The 17,894-nt window shown below is 50.5% G+C and carries 17 protein-coding genes and 1 pseudogene; 3 read left to right on the top strand and 15 right to left on the bottom strand.

Going from position 1 to position 17,894, the window contains the following annotated elements; all coding sequences use genetic code 11:
• The 14 genes and pseudogenes from B3F49_RS12140 to rsxC form a co-directional block, all read right to left on the bottom strand.
• A pseudogene (locus B3F49_RS12140) lies at positions 1-409 on the bottom strand (ABC transporter permease); the annotation flags it as partial.
• A complete protein-coding gene (locus B3F49_RS12135; RefSeq protein ID WP_293911400.1) occupies positions 406-1,104 on the bottom strand; it encodes an ABC transporter ATP-binding protein in 699 nt (232 codons plus the stop codon). The gene B3F49_RS12135 and the pseudogene B3F49_RS12140, both read right to left, overlap by 4 nt.
• Entirely contained in the window at positions 1,088-2,257 is a 1,170-nt protein-coding gene (locus B3F49_RS12130) for an ABC transporter permease (protein ID WP_293911397.1), read from the bottom strand. Before B3F49_RS12130 ends, B3F49_RS12135 begins: the two co-directional genes overlap by 17 nt.
• A gap of 1 nt (position 2,258) precedes the next feature.
• The gene (locus B3F49_RS12125; RefSeq protein ID WP_293911395.1) at positions 2,259-3,221 is read right to left on the bottom strand and encodes a hypothetical protein; all 963 of its coding nucleotides are present in this window, start codon (positions 3,219-3,221) and stop codon (positions 2,259-2,261) included.
• 1 nt (position 3,222) lies between these two features.
• Positions 3,223-4,098 carry a signal recognition particle-docking protein FtsY gene (ftsY, locus tag B3F49_RS12120; RefSeq protein ID WP_293893664.1) on the bottom strand — a complete coding sequence of 292 codons (876 nt, stop codon included), beginning with the start codon at positions 4,096-4,098 and terminating at the stop codon, positions 3,223-3,225.
• Between the two features lie 20 nt (positions 4,099-4,118).
• Complete coding sequence (locus B3F49_RS12115) at positions 4,119-5,375, bottom strand: hypothetical protein (protein ID WP_293911393.1); 1,257 nt, start codon at positions 5,373-5,375, stop codon at positions 4,119-4,121.
• Between the two features lie 3 nt (positions 5,376-5,378).
• Positions 5,379-6,483 (bottom strand): peptide chain release factor 2 gene (gene prfB / locus B3F49_RS12110; protein ID WP_293911391.1). Its coding sequence is split into 2 segments (ribosomal slippage): positions 5,379-6,413 and positions 6,415-6,483, totalling 1,104 coding nucleotides; the frame shifts between segments, so codons are not numbered across the junction.
• Between the two features lie 20 nt (positions 6,484-6,503).
• Positions 6,504-8,315, bottom strand: coding sequence for an alpha-amylase/4-alpha-glucanotransferase domain-containing protein (locus tag B3F49_RS12105; RefSeq protein ID WP_293911389.1), 1,812 nt, complete (start codon positions 8,313-8,315; stop codon positions 6,504-6,506).
• Positions 8,316-8,408: 93 nt separating this feature from the next.
• Positions 8,409-9,209, bottom strand: coding sequence for an RnfABCDGE type electron transport complex subunit B (locus B3F49_RS12100; protein ID WP_293911387.1), 801 nt, complete (start codon positions 9,207-9,209; stop codon positions 8,409-8,411).
• Between the two features lie 10 nt (positions 9,210-9,219).
• A complete protein-coding gene (gene rsxA / locus B3F49_RS12095; protein ID WP_293893650.1) occupies positions 9,220-9,813 on the bottom strand; it encodes an electron transport complex subunit RsxA in 594 nt (197 codons plus the stop codon).
• Position 9,814: 1 nt separating this feature from the next.
• On the bottom strand, positions 9,815-10,444 hold the full coding sequence (gene rsxE / locus B3F49_RS12090) for an electron transport complex subunit RsxE (protein ID WP_293911385.1): 630 nt from the start codon (positions 10,442-10,444) through the stop codon (positions 9,815-9,817).
• Entirely contained in the window at positions 10,441-10,998 is a 558-nt protein-coding gene (locus B3F49_RS12085; protein WP_293911383.1) for an FMN-binding protein, read from the bottom strand. The genes rsxE and B3F49_RS12085 overlap by 4 nt, the downstream gene beginning before the upstream one ends.
• Positions 10,995-12,089 carry an RnfABCDGE type electron transport complex subunit D gene (locus tag B3F49_RS12080; RefSeq protein ID WP_293911380.1) on the bottom strand — a complete coding sequence of 365 codons (1,095 nt, stop codon included), beginning with the start codon at positions 12,087-12,089 and terminating at the stop codon, positions 10,995-10,997. Before B3F49_RS12080 ends, B3F49_RS12085 begins: the two co-directional genes overlap by 4 nt.
• On the bottom strand, positions 12,086-13,396 hold the full coding sequence (rsxC, locus tag B3F49_RS12075) for an electron transport complex subunit RsxC (protein ID WP_293911378.1): 1,311 nt from the start codon (positions 13,394-13,396) through the stop codon (positions 12,086-12,088). Before rsxC ends, B3F49_RS12080 begins: the two co-directional genes overlap by 4 nt.
• Positions 13,397-13,481: 85 nt before the next feature.
• Between rsxC and B3F49_RS12070 the strand changes: the two genes are divergently transcribed.
• Positions 13,482-14,357, top strand: a complete 876-nt coding sequence (locus tag B3F49_RS12070) for an ATP-binding protein (protein ID WP_293893635.1) — start codon at positions 13,482-13,484, stop codon at positions 14,355-14,357.
• Here B3F49_RS12070 and B3F49_RS12065 read toward each other — a convergent pair.
• Positions 14,354-15,622 (bottom strand): poly(A) polymerase, encoded by a 1,269-nt coding sequence (locus B3F49_RS12065; protein WP_293893632.1) that lies wholly within the window; start codon positions 15,620-15,622, stop codon positions 14,354-14,356. The two genes, B3F49_RS12070 and B3F49_RS12065, sit on opposite strands and share 4 nt — an antisense overlap.
• A 118-nt stretch (positions 15,623-15,740) precedes the next feature.
• On the opposite strand from B3F49_RS12065, the gene hisS reads away from it, so the two are divergent.
• Both hisS and B3F49_RS12055 read left to right on the top strand, forming a co-directional pair.
• Positions 15,741-17,075 carry a histidine--tRNA ligase gene (hisS, locus tag B3F49_RS12060; protein ID WP_293911376.1) on the top strand — a complete coding sequence of 445 codons (1,335 nt, stop codon included), beginning with the start codon at positions 15,741-15,743 and terminating at the stop codon, positions 17,073-17,075.
• A gap of 10 nt (positions 17,076-17,085) precedes the next feature.
• Positions 17,086-17,894: DEAD/DEAH box helicase (locus B3F49_RS12055; RefSeq protein ID WP_293911372.1), on the top strand; the 809-nt coding region annotated here is incomplete at its 3' end.

Raw genomic sequence — 17,894 nt, 5'->3', positions numbered from 1 at the left:
GGGGAAGATTGGTCTCTTCGCTCGTTTCTTGGGCTCCCATGGTGAGTTGGGAAAGACGCATCTCATTGAAATAATCGGAACCCACCCCTTTGAGCCGGACCATCTTATTTGCTTGGGGACTATAGATGAGCGCATAACTCTGCGCTACCAGCTGGGTATCCAGGATCCCCTGTATCGGTTCAAGATCAAGTTCACCTGTCTCATGAACCTGCAAATGCCCGTTGCCCAACAGTGCGTACTTATCGGCAATTCCGCGACTCATGGATATGACGAAAATCTGGGCGAAAACCAAGGAAGCCACAACCAAGCTGATCAACAGGATGTTGAACAGTATTCGTTTTTTTGCTGCCCGACTGCCTCGATAGCCCAGTTTCCTGAGCACCATGAGGCGCAAAAGGGAATGTTTCAAGCATCCACCTCCAGCTTCTTGTCATGCAAATGGTAGACGATGTCGCAGCGGCTGGCAAACGCATTGTTGTGGGTGATCAGCATCAACGACACCTTCCGCTCGCTTACCAGGTTGAACAACAGGTCTTCGACCAACTGGGCATTGCGCTCATCAAGGGAACCGGTAGGTTCATCGGCAAAGATTACAGCCGGTTCATTCACCAAGGCCCTGGCGATGGCGACACGCTGACGCTCACCACCGGACAGTTGGTCACTGGTATGATAGAGCCGGTCTGCAAGTCCGACGGTTTGCAACAACTCCAATGCTCGTTTCCGGGCCTGCTTTTCCGAACTGCCTGCGATCATGGCGGGAATCTGTACATTCTCCAAAGCGTTGAAATCATCAAGCAGGAGGCTGCTCTGGAAAATAAAGCCCATCCGTTTACATCGCAGCATGCTCAATTTCACATCATCAAGGGTGGAAATCTGCTGGTTCTCGAATATCACCTGACCGCTGTCGCAACCCAGCAGACCTGCACTGATTTGCAGCAGCGTTGACTTTCCGCTTCCGCTTCTGCCGGTGATGGCGATACTGGTGGAAGATGCAAGCGAGAGAGAGACCTGCTGTAAAATCTGGATCGGCTGGCCTCCCCTCAGCGTTGCAGGAAAGCTTTTGGAAACTTGCTTCAGGGATAACACTTCAGCTGACTTCGTCATGTGAAAACATCTCCATAATGTCGGCTTTCAGGATTCTATGCGTCCCCTGGAAGGAGGCAAGCATACTGAAAACCAAGATCAAGACCACCAAAAAAACAACCTCATACGTTCTGATCTCCAGAACCAGGTGGACACCCATGGATTGGTATACGACATGGGAGAGCATCGGATAGAGGGCTATGGCCGAATAGGACAGGGCAAGACCCAACACACACCCGATGAGGGTGACGAGAATGGACTGCATTACGAACAAGGCTTGGACCTTTTTCTTGGTCAACCCCATCGACCTGAGCATTGCTATCTCCCGTTGTTTGGCTAAAAGCAAACGACGGCTGCTGTTTCTGATATGGACCAAAATAACGATCACCATCAGAAAAAGCATGAGAGTCATCATCTTCTGCTCAAGCTCCATGGCACCATACAGGGAGGCATTCACTTCCTTGTACGTGGCGACATCCTCATACCCGAGTTTCAAAACCTGCTGCTTGACTGCAAGCACGTCGTCCCGGGTGAAGATTCCTATTCTCAGACGGGCATCGGGATTCAAGGAAAGCAGGGTATCGACATCGCAAAGAAAGGTCGCCCTGTCAAAATCATAACTGCTTGTATAGTAGAGCGAACCGATCACCATGCTTTTCTGGCTCGGTATCACGGTTGCCTGCCTGCCTTTCTTAAGCAAGGTTACCTTGACCTCATCCTTGAGGGCGTGAGTCCCGCTGTTTGAATACGATGAGGCAAGCATTCCCGGCACAAAGAGCTCGCCCCGGTAACTGTTGAGTTGGGAGAGAAACCTCCCCTCGGCCTCCATTCCCCTGATTCTTCCCGCCACCGTCCCTCCGTTTGAAGCTTGGGTGATGACGGGAATATCTGCATAGATGAAAGCTGCATCAACGCTGCTCAAGGCTTCAATCTCTTGTGCCGCCTTTTGGGCCGCCATCTTGTCACTCGTTGCAAGATCGACCTGCAGATCGAAGGATTCAAAGGTACGAATATCATCAAATTGGTCCCGCTGCAGAGCCTGCATGAAGGCCAGAACCGCAATGATGGCAAACAAACAGAGAGCCAGACCGATGGTGATGCGGATACTGGTCCCCCGATGCTTGTTCTGCTTGGAGAAAGCATACCGGGTGCAGAGGAGAAGAAGAGTCCGCATTTCAATAGTAGGTGATGGAAAGGACCCGCTTCCCATCAACGGCATAGGTGACATCAGCATATCGCCTCCCCTCGGTGTAGAGAGTTTGTACGCTGCTTCCATCTTCATTGTATCGGGTGCTTTGTACCACGCGTCCCCCTGCTTCCTCAGTCGATTCGACAAGCTTTCCCTCTTCATATTTTTTGCTTGTCATCTTGCCGCCCGCTTCGATAGTCCGCTCTTCTATGAGCACTCGGTTTTCATTATACCTGTATTCAACGAGATAGGAAGGGTATTTGGAAGAAACCAATAGGCCGGAAGCATCATACTGCTGGAGGATCTCTTCATCGCCCCGCTTCCGAAGGATGGAGAAAGCACCGTCCTCATACGTGGTTACCGAAAGTTTCTCCTGCTTCTGCTCGCCTATCCAATATTCTCCGATGGTCCTTCCCTTGGCAAAGGTGGTGAACAACTGCCCCCCTTCTGCATCGGAATAGGCATAGTAGGCATGGTCCTTGAGCATCCCGAAGGTACGTAGATTGCTCTGGCCATCCGAAACTGTCAGAATTGTGGCAAGTGCTGCCTTGTGGTAGCCATAGAGTCTTGCCTCTTGAAGCCGTCCATCGATTACGTGTGTCGTCTGGACAAGCAGACCATCCGCGGAATACTGATAATACGTTATTGCAGATCCGCTTTGGCGGCGCACCAAGAATGCATCCTGATAGACTTCAATCAGGTCGGCTCTGCCATCGGCATACCTGGTCACCACTGTTTGTTCCTGCTCCCCGTCGAACATCTGCTTGACCCATACCAGTCCGTCCGGACCATGGAGCTGCGTCTGATTGGGAAGCTGGACCAAATAATACTGGTCATCATGCAGCCACTCACCCCTATCTTGTCCGATGCTGTTGGATGATCGCATCGTCGCACCCAACAGGGCTGCAAGACAAAAGAACATGGTGCAGGACAACAACAGGCGTTTCATGTTATTCGGCAAGCCCCACCAAGGTATCGAGGAACTCATCCTTGTCGAAGGGATGCATGTCCTTGTATGTCTCACCGGTGCCGACAAAGGCAATGGGAATATTCTGTTTCTCGCCGATTTGCACCAGGGCGCCGCCTTTGGCAAGACTGTCATATTTGGTGAGAATCAAAGCATCCAACCGGACAGCCTGATTGAAGAGTTCTGCCTGGCTGATGCCATTCTGCCCGGTTGTCGAGTCGATGACCAAAAACTTTTTGTAATGAACATCATCGATTCCCCTGCCCTTTACGATTTTGTCGATTTTCGAAAGTTCCCGCAACAGATTCTCCTTGTTGTGCATTCTCCCTGCAGTATCCACCAAAATTAGGTCCTCTCCTCTGGCTTGGGCTGAGGTGATGGCGTCAAACACCACCGAGCCTGGGTCGCTGCCGCTTTTCTGCTTGACTATCCGGCAACCAAGACGCTGTGCATGCACCTCCAGTTGATCGATCGCAGCTGCACGGAACGTATCGGCTGCAGCGAGGAGCACCTGCTTGCCCTGCTGTTTATAATACTGGGCGAGCTTTGCAATCGACGTGGTTTTGCCGACGCCGTTGACTCCAAGGATCAAGAATACTGTCAAACTTCCTGCTTCAAGGTTTGGATTGAAAACCCGGATCTTGTCTGAGAGCAAACGCTTGACCAAAAGCTGCAGATCCCTCTGTGTCTTTGGTTTCTCACTCTTGGCCAACTTGCGGACTTCGTCCGAGATATCCATTGCCAGCTTGGCTCCCAAGTCTCCCTCGATCAGAAAATCCTCAAGGTTCTCAAAGTACTGTTCATCAAAAGTATTCATCCCGAAGAGCGCTTTTAATTTCGCTCCAAATCCTTTCAGCATATATAACTCCTAAAATAATATCACAAATGCGAGCCTGCCCGGGCTGCATATGAAGCGAGTTCCATCACCAGTGCAACACTGCCTACCAAAGCCAGCGAACTGGTTGCAACCATACCGACCTGCCAGAGAGGCTGGCTGGTCTGGTAAGTCTTTGACAAGGCAATGCATCCTACATAGCCTCCGAATACCAAGATAGTGTTTCTCAGGCGTTTATAGAAGTCTCTTTGACTGTCCAAAACCAGCACCTCGTTTGAGAGCTCGACAGGGGTGAATGACACCTCCAAAGTCTCCAAAGGAGTGTCCAGTTGCAGGATGCGGCTCTCAAATCCTTCCTTGGTGCCGGATAGCACCATTGGATACGATGGTTCGAGCAGGGAAATGGAAAGGCCTGTGCCCAATAGCCTGCCATCTGCAAACCAGGTTGCACTTCCACTTTGCGAGCTGATTTGCAACGCAGGATGCTTGATTTTGGTCAAGCTCACGGTGATGTACTGGATTGCTTTCGACCTTACGGTCACCGTCATGTGCTTGTCTTCATAGCCGAGGGATGTACATACCAGCTCATGCTCTCCGACTGGAAGAAAAAGGGGGGCGTCCGGCGCGGTATGTTCAAAGCCGTCAACAAAGACCGTGAAAGCCGTATTTCCCTGCTCGAAACACAAGGCTCCCTGATCGGGGGAGCCCAGCAGACGGAACATGTGTGCATCCAGCTCCTTGGAAAGGCTTCGGTACGAGCCATATTGTACCAAACGATCAAGCAAAGTCGTGCGTTCGATGAACAGAAAGTCGACAAGTATTCGGTTCAGATCCCCCATGGCTTGGGATTGCAGGATGAAAAGGCCGTCGTATTGACTATGCTGCATATACCAATCCAATGCATCCTTGCCTGAACGAAGCAGCGTTGCAAGCTCGCTTTGATACGGTTCAATGGTATAGTTGCAATCAAGGACCCGGCTGATCTCTCCAAAGACCTGCTCCTGCTGCAGTGCAGCCACTGTTGCGGCATCCTGTTTCATGTAGGCAGCATGCAATGCATCGATTCTTTCCTGCTCGAGGTGTAGGTTTTGTTTTTCCAGCATCACCTGATGCTGCCGATCATCGAGGTGAATACGCGGACCATAGGCTTTGGCCGAAGCGGCTACCACCTCGGCCATATCTTCCAGACCGGCGTCGAGAGAAACAATGCCGACACGAAAAGAGGGGCCGGCTTTTTCAACACCGAACAAGGGGAACAAGAGAACAAGAAGGAGTGTCAGCAAGGCTGAGCGCCTGGCCATAGGCTACTCCTCCTTCTGGGCCCATTGGAGATAGCCTTCAATGAAATCCCCGATTTCCCCGTCCATGACTGCTTGGATATTGCCTACGGTCACCCCTGTCCGATGATCCTTGACCATTGTGTAAGGCTGGAATACATATGATCGAATCTGGCTTCCCCAGGTGATTTCCTTTTTTTCAATGGCGTCCTTCTGATGCTCCTTCTCCTTCTCTTCACGATAGTACTCGTAGAGTCGGCTCTTGAGCATCTTGAATGCGACATCCTTGTTCATGACTTGGCTGCGTTCATTCTGGCATTGAACGACAATGCCGGTTGCATAGTGGGTGATGCGCACTGCACTGTCGGTCTTATTGACATGCTGTCCGCCCGCCCCGCCTGCACGATAGGTATCCAGGCGATAGTCCTCGGGCTTGAGGTCAATCTCGATGGTGTCGTCGATGACAGGCGATGCATAGACACTGGTAAAGGAGGTGTGCCTGCGTTTTTGCGAATCGAAGGGACTGATGCGGACCAGGCGATGCACGCCGGCCTCCCCCTTGAGGTAGCCGAAACTGTACGGTCCCGATACCTTGATGGTGGCACTTTTTATACCACCTTCATCTTCAAGAATATCGAGCACCTGACTCTTGAACCCGTTCCGCTCGCAATATCGGAGGTACATGCGCATCAGCATATTAGCCCAGTCACTGGCCTCATTGCCTCCGGCACCTGCATGGATGGTGAGAAAACAGTCGTTCTTGTCAAATTTGCCATCGAGCAGCGTCTTCAGCTTGAGTTGGTGGTACTGCTCTTTCAGTGCTCCGATCTGTTCATCAATCTGTGCTTCTTCCTCAGGATTATTCGGCTCATCAGCGTAGATTTCCATCAATTCAGACATTTCTGCAATGGAATCGATCAACTCTTTCCAAGGGTAGTAGGAATCCTTCAGGCTGTTCAGCTTTGCAAACAACGCTTCGGCTCCCTTTCGGTCATCCCAGAAACCGGGTGCAAGTGTTTTTGCTTCAAGGTCTTGGATTTCAGAAAGCATGCGATCGGGGTCAAAGACGCCTCCATACGGTATAGGCTTCTTCTTTTATACTTTCAAACAGGGATTTATTCTGGAAAAACATGGGCTCACTCCTTGAGACAGTTATTTTCGTTCCACCCTGAGTCCAAGGGTAATTTTTCTCTCTGCTCCGCTTTCCAATTGGATGGGCCAAAAAGTCATGAACAACGTATGCTGGTACAGTTGTTCCACGCCGAGGATGGTGGATTTTTCAATAGTATAGTCTTCTTTCAACAAGGTAAAGCGGGCATCGGCAACCAAGGTGAGCGAGGTGCTGTTCGGCTCATCATACATCCTGATTGATTTGACATGCTCAAGGATGATTTCCTCTTCCTCGTGCAGTACATTCTTTTTGCTTTCGAGTTGAAAAAACGATACCCGATTCTTGAACGAAGCGATGGAAAGAGGAATCTCACAGCCATACAGAAAGCTGACCGGATGTTCGCTCAGATTGGTCAGTGTCACATCAAGCAACACGGTATTTTGTCTCAGCTTGAAGTGCTTGGATATCTCAAGCTCTCCATTGATGATTGCAGACCGGCCGGTTGTGGCGACCGCACGATACTCAGTATTTCGCCGATCAAGGACGGAGAGGCTGTACACTGCATTGCTCATATCGAGACAGGAATGCTCATCGGTTTTCGAATATTCATCGAGCACCGAGTCATGTGGCAGAAACACATCGGTGAATAAGCGTTGCTTTCTTCCCGGCGGGGTTTGATGCAGGTTTTTCACGGTGCTTCCAAATCCCTTCATCACCGAAAGCGTGTCCCCGTAGTTGTATAAGGAAGGCAGGTATGTCAACTCGGCGAGGCTTCCACCCTTGGAGTCGACCACACAGCTCAGATATTTGCCAATGGCCAGGTATTCATCCAATGCATCGCGGTCAAAATCGGTGATTACCGGGTAGGAAAAATCGTTCAGGCCGGCCAGAACACTATCTGCTTCACTGATGTATCTCCAGAACAGCTTTCTGACCGAACTGCGAAGCATGGTTGCATTGGCATCACACAGATACACTGCTCCCGTCGACATCTTTTGGATCAACTGCTCCAAACGCTTGCGAACATCCTTATCTTTCTTATACGAACGAGCAGTCTCAACCATAGAGGTGTACCGACCGTACATGTACGCAAAACTTTCGTCCTTTACAAAGAGTTCGTTGATGCAGCATAAATCCGATTTGATTGAGTCAAAGCCGTACCAACCTGCCTGCAGGTACCCTTTTGGAGGAAGTTCTTGTTCTCCGTGTATTTCTTCGATGCTCTGTGAACCGTAGTGCAGGAAGGTAGTAAACAGTTGGACCGTCTGCTCCTCACTGATACCGCCCTGCAAAAGCTGATCGATATTCACCATGGCCATGATGAATTGTGGCCTTGCTTCAAACACCAAGCGGATTTGATCAAGCAGATTGCCAAAGCTTATCTCCTTTGCCCCAAACTTTTGCACCAGTGAGTTGATGGGAGAGCTTGTCGGGATCACTGAAATGGATTTGCCCATTTCCTGCATGGAAAACGGTTGGGAGAAATGTTGTTTCGGCTTGTCGCAATCATAGGAAGAGATGACCAGGGAATCAACACAACATAAATTCATGGTGTTGATGTAGTTCGGATTGAATACCTGGGCATAGCTGAACATCGTTTTTGAACGTTGTCCGTATCGCTTGCGCAAATAGGTGGTGGTAAGCTCAACCTGATTCGATCGATCTTTCGGAGAGATCAGATTGAGAATGCTTTGATGATAGGAACCAGTCAAAAATTCGATTTTGCCCTGCCTTGCCAAATCGGCGAGCAAAAGATTGACAGGTTGTTGAGTCAACTCCAACCACTCCAGCACCGGCACCCCCAAAGAGAGCTGCAGCACAGATCCCTCACTGTGGTGCAAAAGCGTCAGCATTGGCTTGATTACAGCAGTAAGTGCCCGCTCGAATGCGGGCACTGGTACACCTTGGCTAAGTTGACTGTAGGCACCTATCAGTACTTTCATCCATTACCGCTTGATGATGATTTTTGTCGGACACGCCTGGGCAGCCTCTTCTATTTGACTGTGCGGGAGCGTCTGATCAAAGACAGCAAGGAATCGATCGACCTTGCATCCTGATTCAGGATACTTGGTTTCACAAATCTTACATCCTATACATCCAACCGTACACTGTTTGCGAACCTTTCCACCGGGCTCGTGACTATTGCAGTCGATGACATACTCACTGTCTTCATAGATCATCTGCATGACCCCGGTGGGACAGATCGCGACGCACTTCTCACAGCTGATGCAAAGTTTTTCATCAACTATAATATACCCATCCTTGTCCTTAGAGATAGCCCCAACCGGACAAACTTTTATGCAACTGCCCAAATGCAGGCATCCGCTCTTGCAATTATTATCACCGCCGAACAGAAGCGAGGCGGCATTGCAGTCAAGCAACCCCTCATAATTGTAGTCTTTTACCGTGAACTCGGTGTTGCCCTTGCACATGACGTGTGCGACTTTGCGGCGGTCATCACCGCTCGCTTCCACCTTTTTGCCCATGATCTCGGCCATTTTGGCAACAAGAGAGGGACCTCCAGGGCTGCAAAGCCCGATTTCAGCTTCACCCAAGGCGACGGCAGCGGCATATGCATTACAACCGGCATAGCCACAGACACCACAGTTGGCACCAGGCATGATCGGTTCGAGGGCAAGAACTCTCGGGTCTTTCTTAATCGCAAGTTTCTTCTCAGCATAGGAAAGACCGAATCCAAACAAGCCGCCGAGGACGGCTACCACAAGAATAGCAAAGAGAATATTCACATCTCCCCCCTTATACCAAATGCAGGTTGGTGATCAAGGACTTGTCGAAGGCCATGAATGCCAAGGCCATCAAACCCGCACTGATGAAAGCAATCGGCATGCCGCGATACGCCTTGCGCACCGGCTGAAGATCAAGACGCTCGCGGATATTGCTCATCAAAACAATGGCAAGGGTGAACCCCAGTCCGGCAGCAAGTCCTGCAGTGAAGGCTTCCATCACATTATAATTGTTGGAGATGTTGATGATTGCAATACCGAGTACTGCACAGTTGGTGGTGATGAGGGGAAGATAGATGCCTAGTGCCTTATACAGAGCAGGGCTGATCTTCTGAATCACCATCTCAAGAAGCTGTACCAAGCTGGCGATGACCAGAATGAAGGTCAGTGTCTGCAGGTACTGCAGGTTGAAAGGAACCAGCAAGAAATAGTAGATGGCCCAGGTGACAACCGAGGCTACGGTGGTAACAAAGGTAACAGAGGCACCCATGCCGATGGCATTCTCGCTGTTCTTGGAGACCCCGATGAACGGACAAAGTCCCAAAAACTGTACAAGAATGAAGTTGTTGATAAAAATGAACGTTAAAAGTATTGCGATATAGCTCATGTTACCTATCCTTCTTTCTCAAGGTGTTCCAGTCGAAAAACGCCTTCAGGAATCCCATCAGCAGCAATGCCCCCGGGGCCAAGGCCAGAACACGGATCGGGTTGTTGATGAACCATGGGATGTTGATGACACCGCTGAAAGTACCAACAGGAAACAAAGTAATGGTTCCTGAACCAAACAACTCACGGATGAGGGCGATCAGGGTTATACCCAAGGCAAATCCGATCGACATGCCCAGTGCATCAAGAATTGAGTCAAGCACGGTATTCTTGCTTGCAAACGCCTCGGCCCTTCCAAGAATGATGCAGTTGACAACTATCAAGGGTAGATACACTCCAAGAGCGCTGTAGACTGCAGGGACAAATGCATGCATCACCATCTCAGTGATGGTAACAAGACTCGCGATGATGACGATATAGGCAGGAATATGAATGCTTGCAGGAATGACTTTCCGCAAGGCCGAGATGAAAATATTGCTGAACAGCAATACGAACATGACGCCTGCCGACATGCCGATGGCATTTGAGACCTGGCTGGAAACACCAAGGACCGGGCACAGTCCGAGGACGATGACAAACACCGGGTTCTCTTTGAATATACCTTTGGTGAGTTCTTTCAAATTGGCTTTCACTTTACACCTCCAAGGCTTTTCACATATTCACTGCCGCCATTGATCGCTTTGGCAATTGCAGTGAACGTTACCGAGGAACCGCTGACTGCCTGCGCATCGTCGGAACTGAGCATGGTCTTGTTCGTCGGGACGGGCTTCGCACCACCGGTACCCTTGAATTTGTCCATATACCCATCGTCTTCGGCTTTCTTGCCAAGCCCGGGTGTCTCGTTGTGGGTCAACAGCTGGGCGAACAACATTTCTCCTTGAGCGGTATAGGATGCCACCAACGTCATTTCACCGCCATATCCAGCGGTTTTCAGCCCCAGGATGTATCCCACAACCTCGGCATCCTTCTGCAAGTCGATGACATAGGTAACGTAAGCGTGGCCGGTGACTTCTTTCTGCTCGCCGATATCGTATCCGGCACTCACCGCTTCAAGCGCCTTTACTCGATTGTTTGAGTCCATTTGGGCAATGACAGGAGAGGTGATGGAATTGGTCAAGGCGAGTGCAAAAGCGCTTACTGCACAGATGGTAAGAAGGATCATGGCATACTTGATATTTTTTCTCATACTTTTGCCTCCTTCTGCTTCTTGCGCAGTTCTCTGGTATCACCGAACTTGCGCGGAATGATATACCGGTCGATGGTGGGGGCCAGAATATTCATCAGAAGGATGGAGACCGAGACCGCCTCGGGCATGCTGCCGAAATATCTGAAGAGGAAGGTAAAGAAGCCACACCCCAGACCGTAGATCATCTGCCCTTTGCGGGTAATCGGGCTGGTGACATAGTCGGTTGCCATGAACAAGGCACCGAGCATCAGGCCGCCGCTGAACATCGAAGGGAAGAAGGCTCCGCTGAAAGCTCCATTGGCCGAGGGAATACCACCGAAAATCCAAGAGAACACACCGACACTCAAAAGATATGTAACGGGAATATGCCAGGTGATGATCTTGGTGACAAGTAGGAAAATCCCGCCAATGAGAAGGGCCAGTGCACTCACTTCACCGATACAGCCGGCGACATTGCCCAAGAAAGCGTCAATGCTGTAGGCGCTGAATCCTGTGGCTGCAGAAATCGATTGGGCAAATGAGGTTGCAGGATACGAAGAAGCCTGCAAAAGGGCGTTTGTATCCATGCCGAGAGTGCCCGAGGCGATGGCTGTTTTTGCAAATCCCAGCGGAGTTGCCGAAGCCAGTGCATCCGGCATCGCAGAAGCAAGCGTCTTGGGGGTGACGAAGCTGGACATCGGGGTTGTATAGGAAAAGAACACGAACACACGGCCTGCAAGCGCCGGGTTGGCCCAGTTGGCTCCCAAGCCCCCGAACACCCACTTTGCAACAAAAATCGCAAAGGCACTTGCCAAAACGGGAATGAACAAAGGAATCGAAGGGCTCATGTTCAATCCAACCAACAAGCCCGTAAGGAATGCAGAACCATCCCAGAGCGTCGATTCCTTGCTGAGTTTGCCCAAGAGAAATTCACAGAGCAACGAACTTGCGATGGCCACCGCAAGAACAAGAGCTGAACGCAGGCCGAATACATAGACACCCCACAGGGTGGCTGGAGTCAGGGCAAGCGATACCATCCACATGATGGATGCGGTGTCCGTCTTCGCATGAAGGTGTGGTGAAGAGGAAACCGTCAAGGTAGGTTTATTCATTTCTTCTTTCTCCCCAGTTTCTTTCCAGTCTTCATGGTGTGCACAAGAGGAAGATGTGCAGGACAGACATAGGAGCAGCAACCGCACTCCTTGCAGTCCATCAGACTGGTTTGCATCGCCTCTTCATAGCGACCATTGGTGATCAGGCGATACAGCTTGGCCGGCATCAATCCGATGGGACAGGCTGCTACGCAGCGTCCACAGTTGAGGCATGCCGTTGTGCGAACCTTTTTTTGTGGAGGCAGAGCGAGCAATCCGCTGCTTCCCTTGGTGATGGGTGTTTCCATATCAAAGAAGGAGAAGCCCATCATGGGACCACCGCTGACCAGTTTTTCCGGTTCGCTTGAGAAACCGCCGCAGAAGGCGAGCAAATCGCTTGCCTTGGTTCCTACGGGAGCAAGAATGTTCTTGGGCTTTGCTATGCATTCACCGGTGACGCTGATCACCCGTTCATACAGGCTCTTCCCCAATACGATCGCTTCGTACACTGCATTGCAGGTTCCGATATTGGCAACCACGGCTCCAACATCGAGAGGTAGCTTGCCCGAAGGAATTTCACGGTTTATGGTTGCCTTGAGCAGCTGCTTCTCATCTCCCTGGGGATACTTTATTTTCAAACCCATGATTTCAATCGGATAGCCCTTCTGTTTGACAATGTCCTTCAGATGGGCGATACAGTCAGGTTTGTTCATTTCGATACCGACAATAATCCGCTGAGCTCCGATAATCTTGGCGCAGATCATGGCTCCTTCAAGAACCTCTTCGCCTTTTTCGAGCATGATGCGGTAGTCGGCGGTCAGGTAGGGTTCACACTCAACACCATTGACCACGAAGGCTTCGACCTTCTTGTCTCGGGGTACGGTGAACTTCACATGAGCCGGGAACGTAGCCCCACCCATGCCTACAATACCCAAATCCTTGATTTTCGCAAGCAGATCGGCACTGCTTTGCCCTTTCCAATCAAGCATTTCGCTTTTCTGGTCGGGCTGTTCGGCATCGGGAATTATCACAAACGCATCGCATTGGACGCTGTTGGCGAGCGTGACCCGTCTTATTTCCTTGACAACGCCGTTGACAGGTGAGTGGACATCAGCGCTGATGAACCCTGCACTCTCCCCTATCTTCTCTCCCTTACGTACGGTATCGCCCTTGGCTTTCAGGGCTTTCGCCGGTGCACCAAGGTGCTGTGACAGTGCGACGATCAACTCCGACGGCATTGGTAGTCTTTCAATCGACTGGGAACGGCTGAATACCTTCTTGTCATCAGGATGCACACCACCCTTGCTGAACGTAGGTACTTTCTGCATGCATAACGCTCCTTGTGTAGATGATTATCAGAACAGACTGAGAATTTTAGCAAATACAGTGCTATTGTACAAGAATTTCGGTATAATGAAAACCATGAATCGAGTATTTAGGTATGCCTTCTGGAAATTGAAGGGAACGAAGGTGTATGCCTTGGTCGGTAAAAGCGGGACCGGCAAAAGCTTTCGTTCCAAGTTGGTTGCCCAGAAATATCGTATAGATTTAATCATAGATGATGGACTGCTCATCCGTGGCGACCGCATCCTTGCAGGCAAATCCGCCAAGCGGGAGGAGAACGTCCTTTCGGCTGTTCGTACCGCTGTATTTGACGATGTGGACCACCAAAGGCAGGTCAACGAAGCTTTGGCCAAGGAAAAGTACCATAAGGTGCTGATCATCGGAACCAGTGAAAAAATGGTGTATAAAATTGCTTCCCGGCTCAACCTTCCCCAGCCCGAGAAGCTGTTTCGCATCGAGGATATCGCCACCAAGGAACAGATTGAGACGGCAATGCGCATCCGCTATTCCGAAGGCAAGCATGTCATCCCGGTACCTTCCATTGAAATCACACGCAATTATCCACAGATAGTGTACGATTCAATGCGTGTCTTCTTGAACAAGAAAAGCCATCGTGTTCCGTTCAAGCGAAGAAATGTCAGCTTTGAGAAAACCATTGTAAGGCCGGAATTTTCCAAGTACAGCAAAACAACGGTCAGTGAAGCCGCCCTTACCCAGATGGTTGCCCATTGCCTGGATGAGTTCGATTCGCAAATCAAGGTCAAGCGGGTACAGGTCCAGGTCAAACCGGAAGGCTATGCTCTGACTGTCAAGCTCAGGGTGCCGATGCAACATCAAATCTCCACCACCTTGGGCGAACTGCAAGAGTACATCGCCGACAGTTTGGAGAAATACGGAAGCATTTTCGTCGCCAGTGTCAACATCGAAATCGAGGAGTGGGGCTAGAGATCATGCACCTCGGCGCTGGTCAGTGCTGTGGTCTGCTCTGAAGGTACTTGCACGCCTGTTGCGACCAATGGATTCTTCTTCGGTCCACGCTTTCGGGCTCTTCGCTTTTTCGCCCCTTCAGCCGATACCTCGGGCCGCACCTTGCGCTGTGCTGCAGAAGCAGGGGTCCTTCTACCGGGAATTCGATTTGCAGGACGCTGGACCCGAACGCAGTTTCGGGGGGTCTTGAAGCCGCGCTCACACAGCAAACGCTCGCTGGCAAGCTCGATATCGTAATTGGAGGGGGTCATGGGACTGATCAACACCTTGATCTGCCTGAACGTCTCCTTGAAGCGTTGCTCTGATGTCATTTGCTCATCAGTAAAGACAATCAGGGGATCGACAAGCGCCTTGATCATATCAGCTTGTTGTACTTCAGGCCCCTTGCCTTGTTTGGAGAGCAACACTTGCTTGTCCATCTCCCTCAGGCTCGATTGCACCTGGGGATAACTGCTGTAGATTGAGAAGGCCGGAAGCATGAAAACCAGAAGCTTGTACCGTTTCAATTCATTGAAAATTTCGCAGCTGTGACCGCTTGAAAGAATTTTGTTTACTTCTTCGGTCAGTCTGCTCGTTGAGACCCTGGATAGTTCATTGGAGTATTTACGAATTGCCATCTTGATGCTCCAACGCAAGGAGAACCCGGTGGTGACCGAATATTTGATGGCCCTGATCATCCGTACCGGATCTTCGGTGAAGGACTCATCGAGATCGATGATGGAACTGATCCGCTTTTTCTTGAAATCCTCCATGGCATGGTTGAAATCAAGCAATTGTCCACTGGTGGGATCGTAATAGAAACTGTTGATGGAGAAATCCCGGCGCTTTGCATCCTGGTCGATGGAACCGAACACATTGTTGTTCCCGTCCATCGCTTCCTCGCCGCTTCGGAAGGTGGAAACCTCTAGAACCTTATCCTTGAAAACCAAGTGAACCAGCTTGAAGCGCTTTCCAATGATTCTGGCGTTCCAGAACATCCTTTGGATCTGCCTCGGTGATGCACTGGTGGCAATATCAAAGTCCTTCGGGGTGGTTCCAAGCAACATATCCCGAACCGCACCCCCGACCAAATACGCCTCTGCGCCGCTGGCTTGCAGTTTTTTGATGGCCCAGAGGGCATCCTTGTCCAACAGGTTGGCTTGGATCTTATGTTCGGCTTGCGTGTAGATGTTGGCAACAGGCAGAGTCTTTCCTTGTTCGTCTTGTTTGTATCGTATCAGCATATCGCTCTCAAATGAAGTTGTATGGAGTGGAAAGAACCGCGTATTGCAGAGAACAAGCGATTCATTATACACTCTTTGTACACCATCCACTCTAAAAACACAACAGGAGCATGAGTCAATGAGTAATAAAACAAAGGAAGGAAGCATCATTGAACCAAGGGTTCTGAAAGGTTTCCGAGACTTCCTGCCTGCCATGGAAATCCCCAAAAAAGCAATCATCGGCAAGTTGGAAACCCATTTCTCCTCCTATGGTTTTGTTCCCATCGATACTCCGGTGCTCGAATATACCGAAGTGCTGCTCGGCAAAGGCGGTGGTGAGACGGACAAGCAGATTTTCCATTTCAAGGATAACGGGGAGCGAGATGTCGCCCTTCGTTTCGACCTTACCGTACCGTTTGCCCGTTTCCTGGCTCAACACCAAAGTGAACTTGCACTGCCCTTCAAGCGGTTTCACATCGACAAGGTGTGGCGCGGCGAAAACCCCCAGAAAGGACGATACCGGGAGTTCACCCAGTGTGACTTTGATATTGTAGGTGTCGATAATGCCGAGGCCGACTTTGAGATTCTCAGCATGATGGACAGTTCTTTCGCGGTCATGGGAATCGAGGACTATCAGTTCTGCATCGCCCACAGGGGTCTGTTCAATGCCTTTCTGGCACACTTGGACATCGCTGACAAGTCCACCGAAATACTGAGGACGGTCGACAAGCTCAGGAAAATCGGCAAGGATGAAGTGGCTCTGCAGCTTGCCCGGATTACCGGCAGCACTGACAAAGCGAACCGGATTCTCTCCTATATACACAAGGAAGATGAGAGCGAAAGTTTTTTGGACACACTTGACCGGTTGAGTGCGCTCGCAGGACACGAAGAGGTCCACACAAAACGAATGAGAACCATTTATGCCTATCTGAAAGCTGCCGGCATAGCCGGTCACTTCGTATTCGACCCCTCCATCACCCGGGGTCTCGACTACTACACGGGCATCGTCTACGAAACGTTCCTCACCCGGCTGCCGCATTTCGGTTCGGTATGCAGCGGGGGAAGGTACAACGACCTGGCAAGCCTCTATACCAAGGAAAAGCTGCCTGGAGTAGGCTCCTCAATCGGGCTCGACCGTCTTCTGGCCGCCTTGGAAGAACTGGACAGCCCCATCGTACAGTCGACCAGCTCTGCCGATGCAGCCATCTTGAATACCGATGCGGCTTCATTCGCCTATTACGACCAGCTTGCCAGAAACCTCAGGAAGGCAGGCGTTCGAGTCTGTGTCTATCTCGCAGACAAAAAGCTGGCAGCCCAATACAAGTGGGCTGAGAACAATGCCATACCCTACGCCATTCTTGTAAGCAAGGAAGAGGAAGAGCAGAATCGGTTTACCTTGAAAAACCTGGTGAGCCGGGAAAATCATCCAAATCTGACACTACAAGAGGCGTTGCCCATACTACAAAGGAATTAATTTGAAAGACATGAAACATTTGCCGGTGTATCTGCATCGGCAGGAAATTCTTGATGGACTTGCAGAAAACCAAGTCATCATTGTTGAAAGTCCAACCGGAAGCGGAAAGACTACGCAAATCCCCCTGATCCTCCATGAAGCCGGCTATGCAGACCAACTGCAGGTAGGCATTACGCAACCCAGACGCATTGCAACACTCAGCGTCAGTGATTTCATCAGGCGGCAAGTCGGCAAGGATGATGGGTTTGTCGGCTACAAGATGCGGTTTGAGGATACTACAAATTCCAATACCCGCATCAAGGTGATGACCGACGGCATCCTGCTCATGGAGCTGAAGGCCGACCCACTGCTTCGCTCCTATTCGGTAATTTTGGTTGATGAGGCCCATGAGCGCTCACTGAACATCGACTTCATCCTTGGTCTTTTGAAGGATGTCATGGCTCAACGAAAAGAGTTCAAGGTCATCATCAGCAGCGCCACCATCAACACCAAGGTGTTCAGCGAGTTCTTTGACAACGCCCCGATTGTCAGCATCGATGCCCGCATCTATCCTGTCCAGGTCATCTACAAGCCCTTGGAACGGGAGACGCTCGATTATCAGATTGAAGCGGTCACCTCCATCGTCATGACTGAAGCCAAACGGCATTCGGGCGATATATTGGTGTTCATGAGCGGCGAGTTCGACATCACCACCTGCGTCAATGCCTTGTACATGGCCGATCACGACCATTTGCTCGAAATCTATCCACTGTTTGGACGATTGAGCAAAGAGGAACAGGAAGCGGTCTTCAACGAGACGGGACCGGGAAAAACCAAGGT

The organism is Sphaerochaeta sp. UBA5836 (assembly GCF_002432845.1).
Classification (GTDB): domain Bacteria; phylum Spirochaetota; class Spirochaetia; order Sphaerochaetales; family Sphaerochaetaceae; genus Sphaerochaeta.
This window is presented reverse-complemented; position numbering and strand designations above follow the sequence as displayed.

What these genes read in the sequence shown, in the direction of transcription:
- B3F49_RS12135 (WP_293911400.1), bottom strand. Translation starts at nt 1,104, where the DNA reads ATGACGAAGTCAGCTGAAGTGTTATCCCTGAAGCAAGTTTCCAAAAGC.
- B3F49_RS12130 (WP_293911397.1), bottom strand. Translation starts at nt 2,257, where the DNA reads ATGCGGACTCTTCTTCTCCTCTGCACCCGGTATGCTTTCTCCAAGCAG.
- B3F49_RS12125 (WP_293911395.1), bottom strand. Translation starts at nt 3,221, where the DNA reads ATGAAACGCCTGTTGTTGTCCTGCACCATGTTCTTTTGTCTTGCAGCC.
- ftsY (WP_293893664.1), bottom strand. Translation starts at nt 4,098, where the DNA reads ATGCTGAAAGGATTTGGAGCGAAATTAAAAGCGCTCTTCGGGATGAAT.
- B3F49_RS12115 (WP_293911393.1), bottom strand. Translation starts at nt 5,375, where the DNA reads ATGGCCAGGCGCTCAGCCTTGCTGACACTCCTTCTTGTTCTCTTGTTC.
- B3F49_RS12105 (WP_293911389.1), bottom strand. Translation starts at nt 8,315, where the DNA reads ATGCTGACGCTTTTGCACCACAGTGAGGGATCTGTGCTGCAGCTCTCT.
- rsxA (WP_293893650.1), bottom strand. Translation starts at nt 9,813, where the DNA reads ATGAGCTATATCGCAATACTTTTAACGTTCATTTTTATCAACAACTTC.
- B3F49_RS12085 (WP_293911383.1), bottom strand. Translation starts at nt 10,998, where the DNA reads ATGAGAAAAAATATCAAGTATGCCATGATCCTTCTTACCATCTGTGCA.
- B3F49_RS12080 (WP_293911380.1), bottom strand. Translation starts at nt 12,089, where the DNA reads ATGAATAAACCTACCTTGACGGTTTCCTCTTCACCACACCTTCATGCG.
- rsxC (WP_293911378.1), bottom strand. Translation starts at nt 13,396, where the DNA reads ATGCAGAAAGTACCTACGTTCAGCAAGGGTGGTGTGCATCCTGATGAC.
- B3F49_RS12070 (WP_293893635.1), top strand. Translation starts at nt 13,482, where the DNA reads ATGAAAACCATGAATCGAGTATTTAGGTATGCCTTCTGGAAATTGAAG.
- B3F49_RS12065 (WP_293893632.1), bottom strand. Translation starts at nt 15,622, where the DNA reads ATGCTGATACGATACAAACAAGACGAACAAGGAAAGACTCTGCCTGTT.
- hisS (WP_293911376.1), top strand. Translation starts at nt 15,741, where the DNA reads ATGAGTAATAAAACAAAGGAAGGAAGCATCATTGAACCAAGGGTTCTG.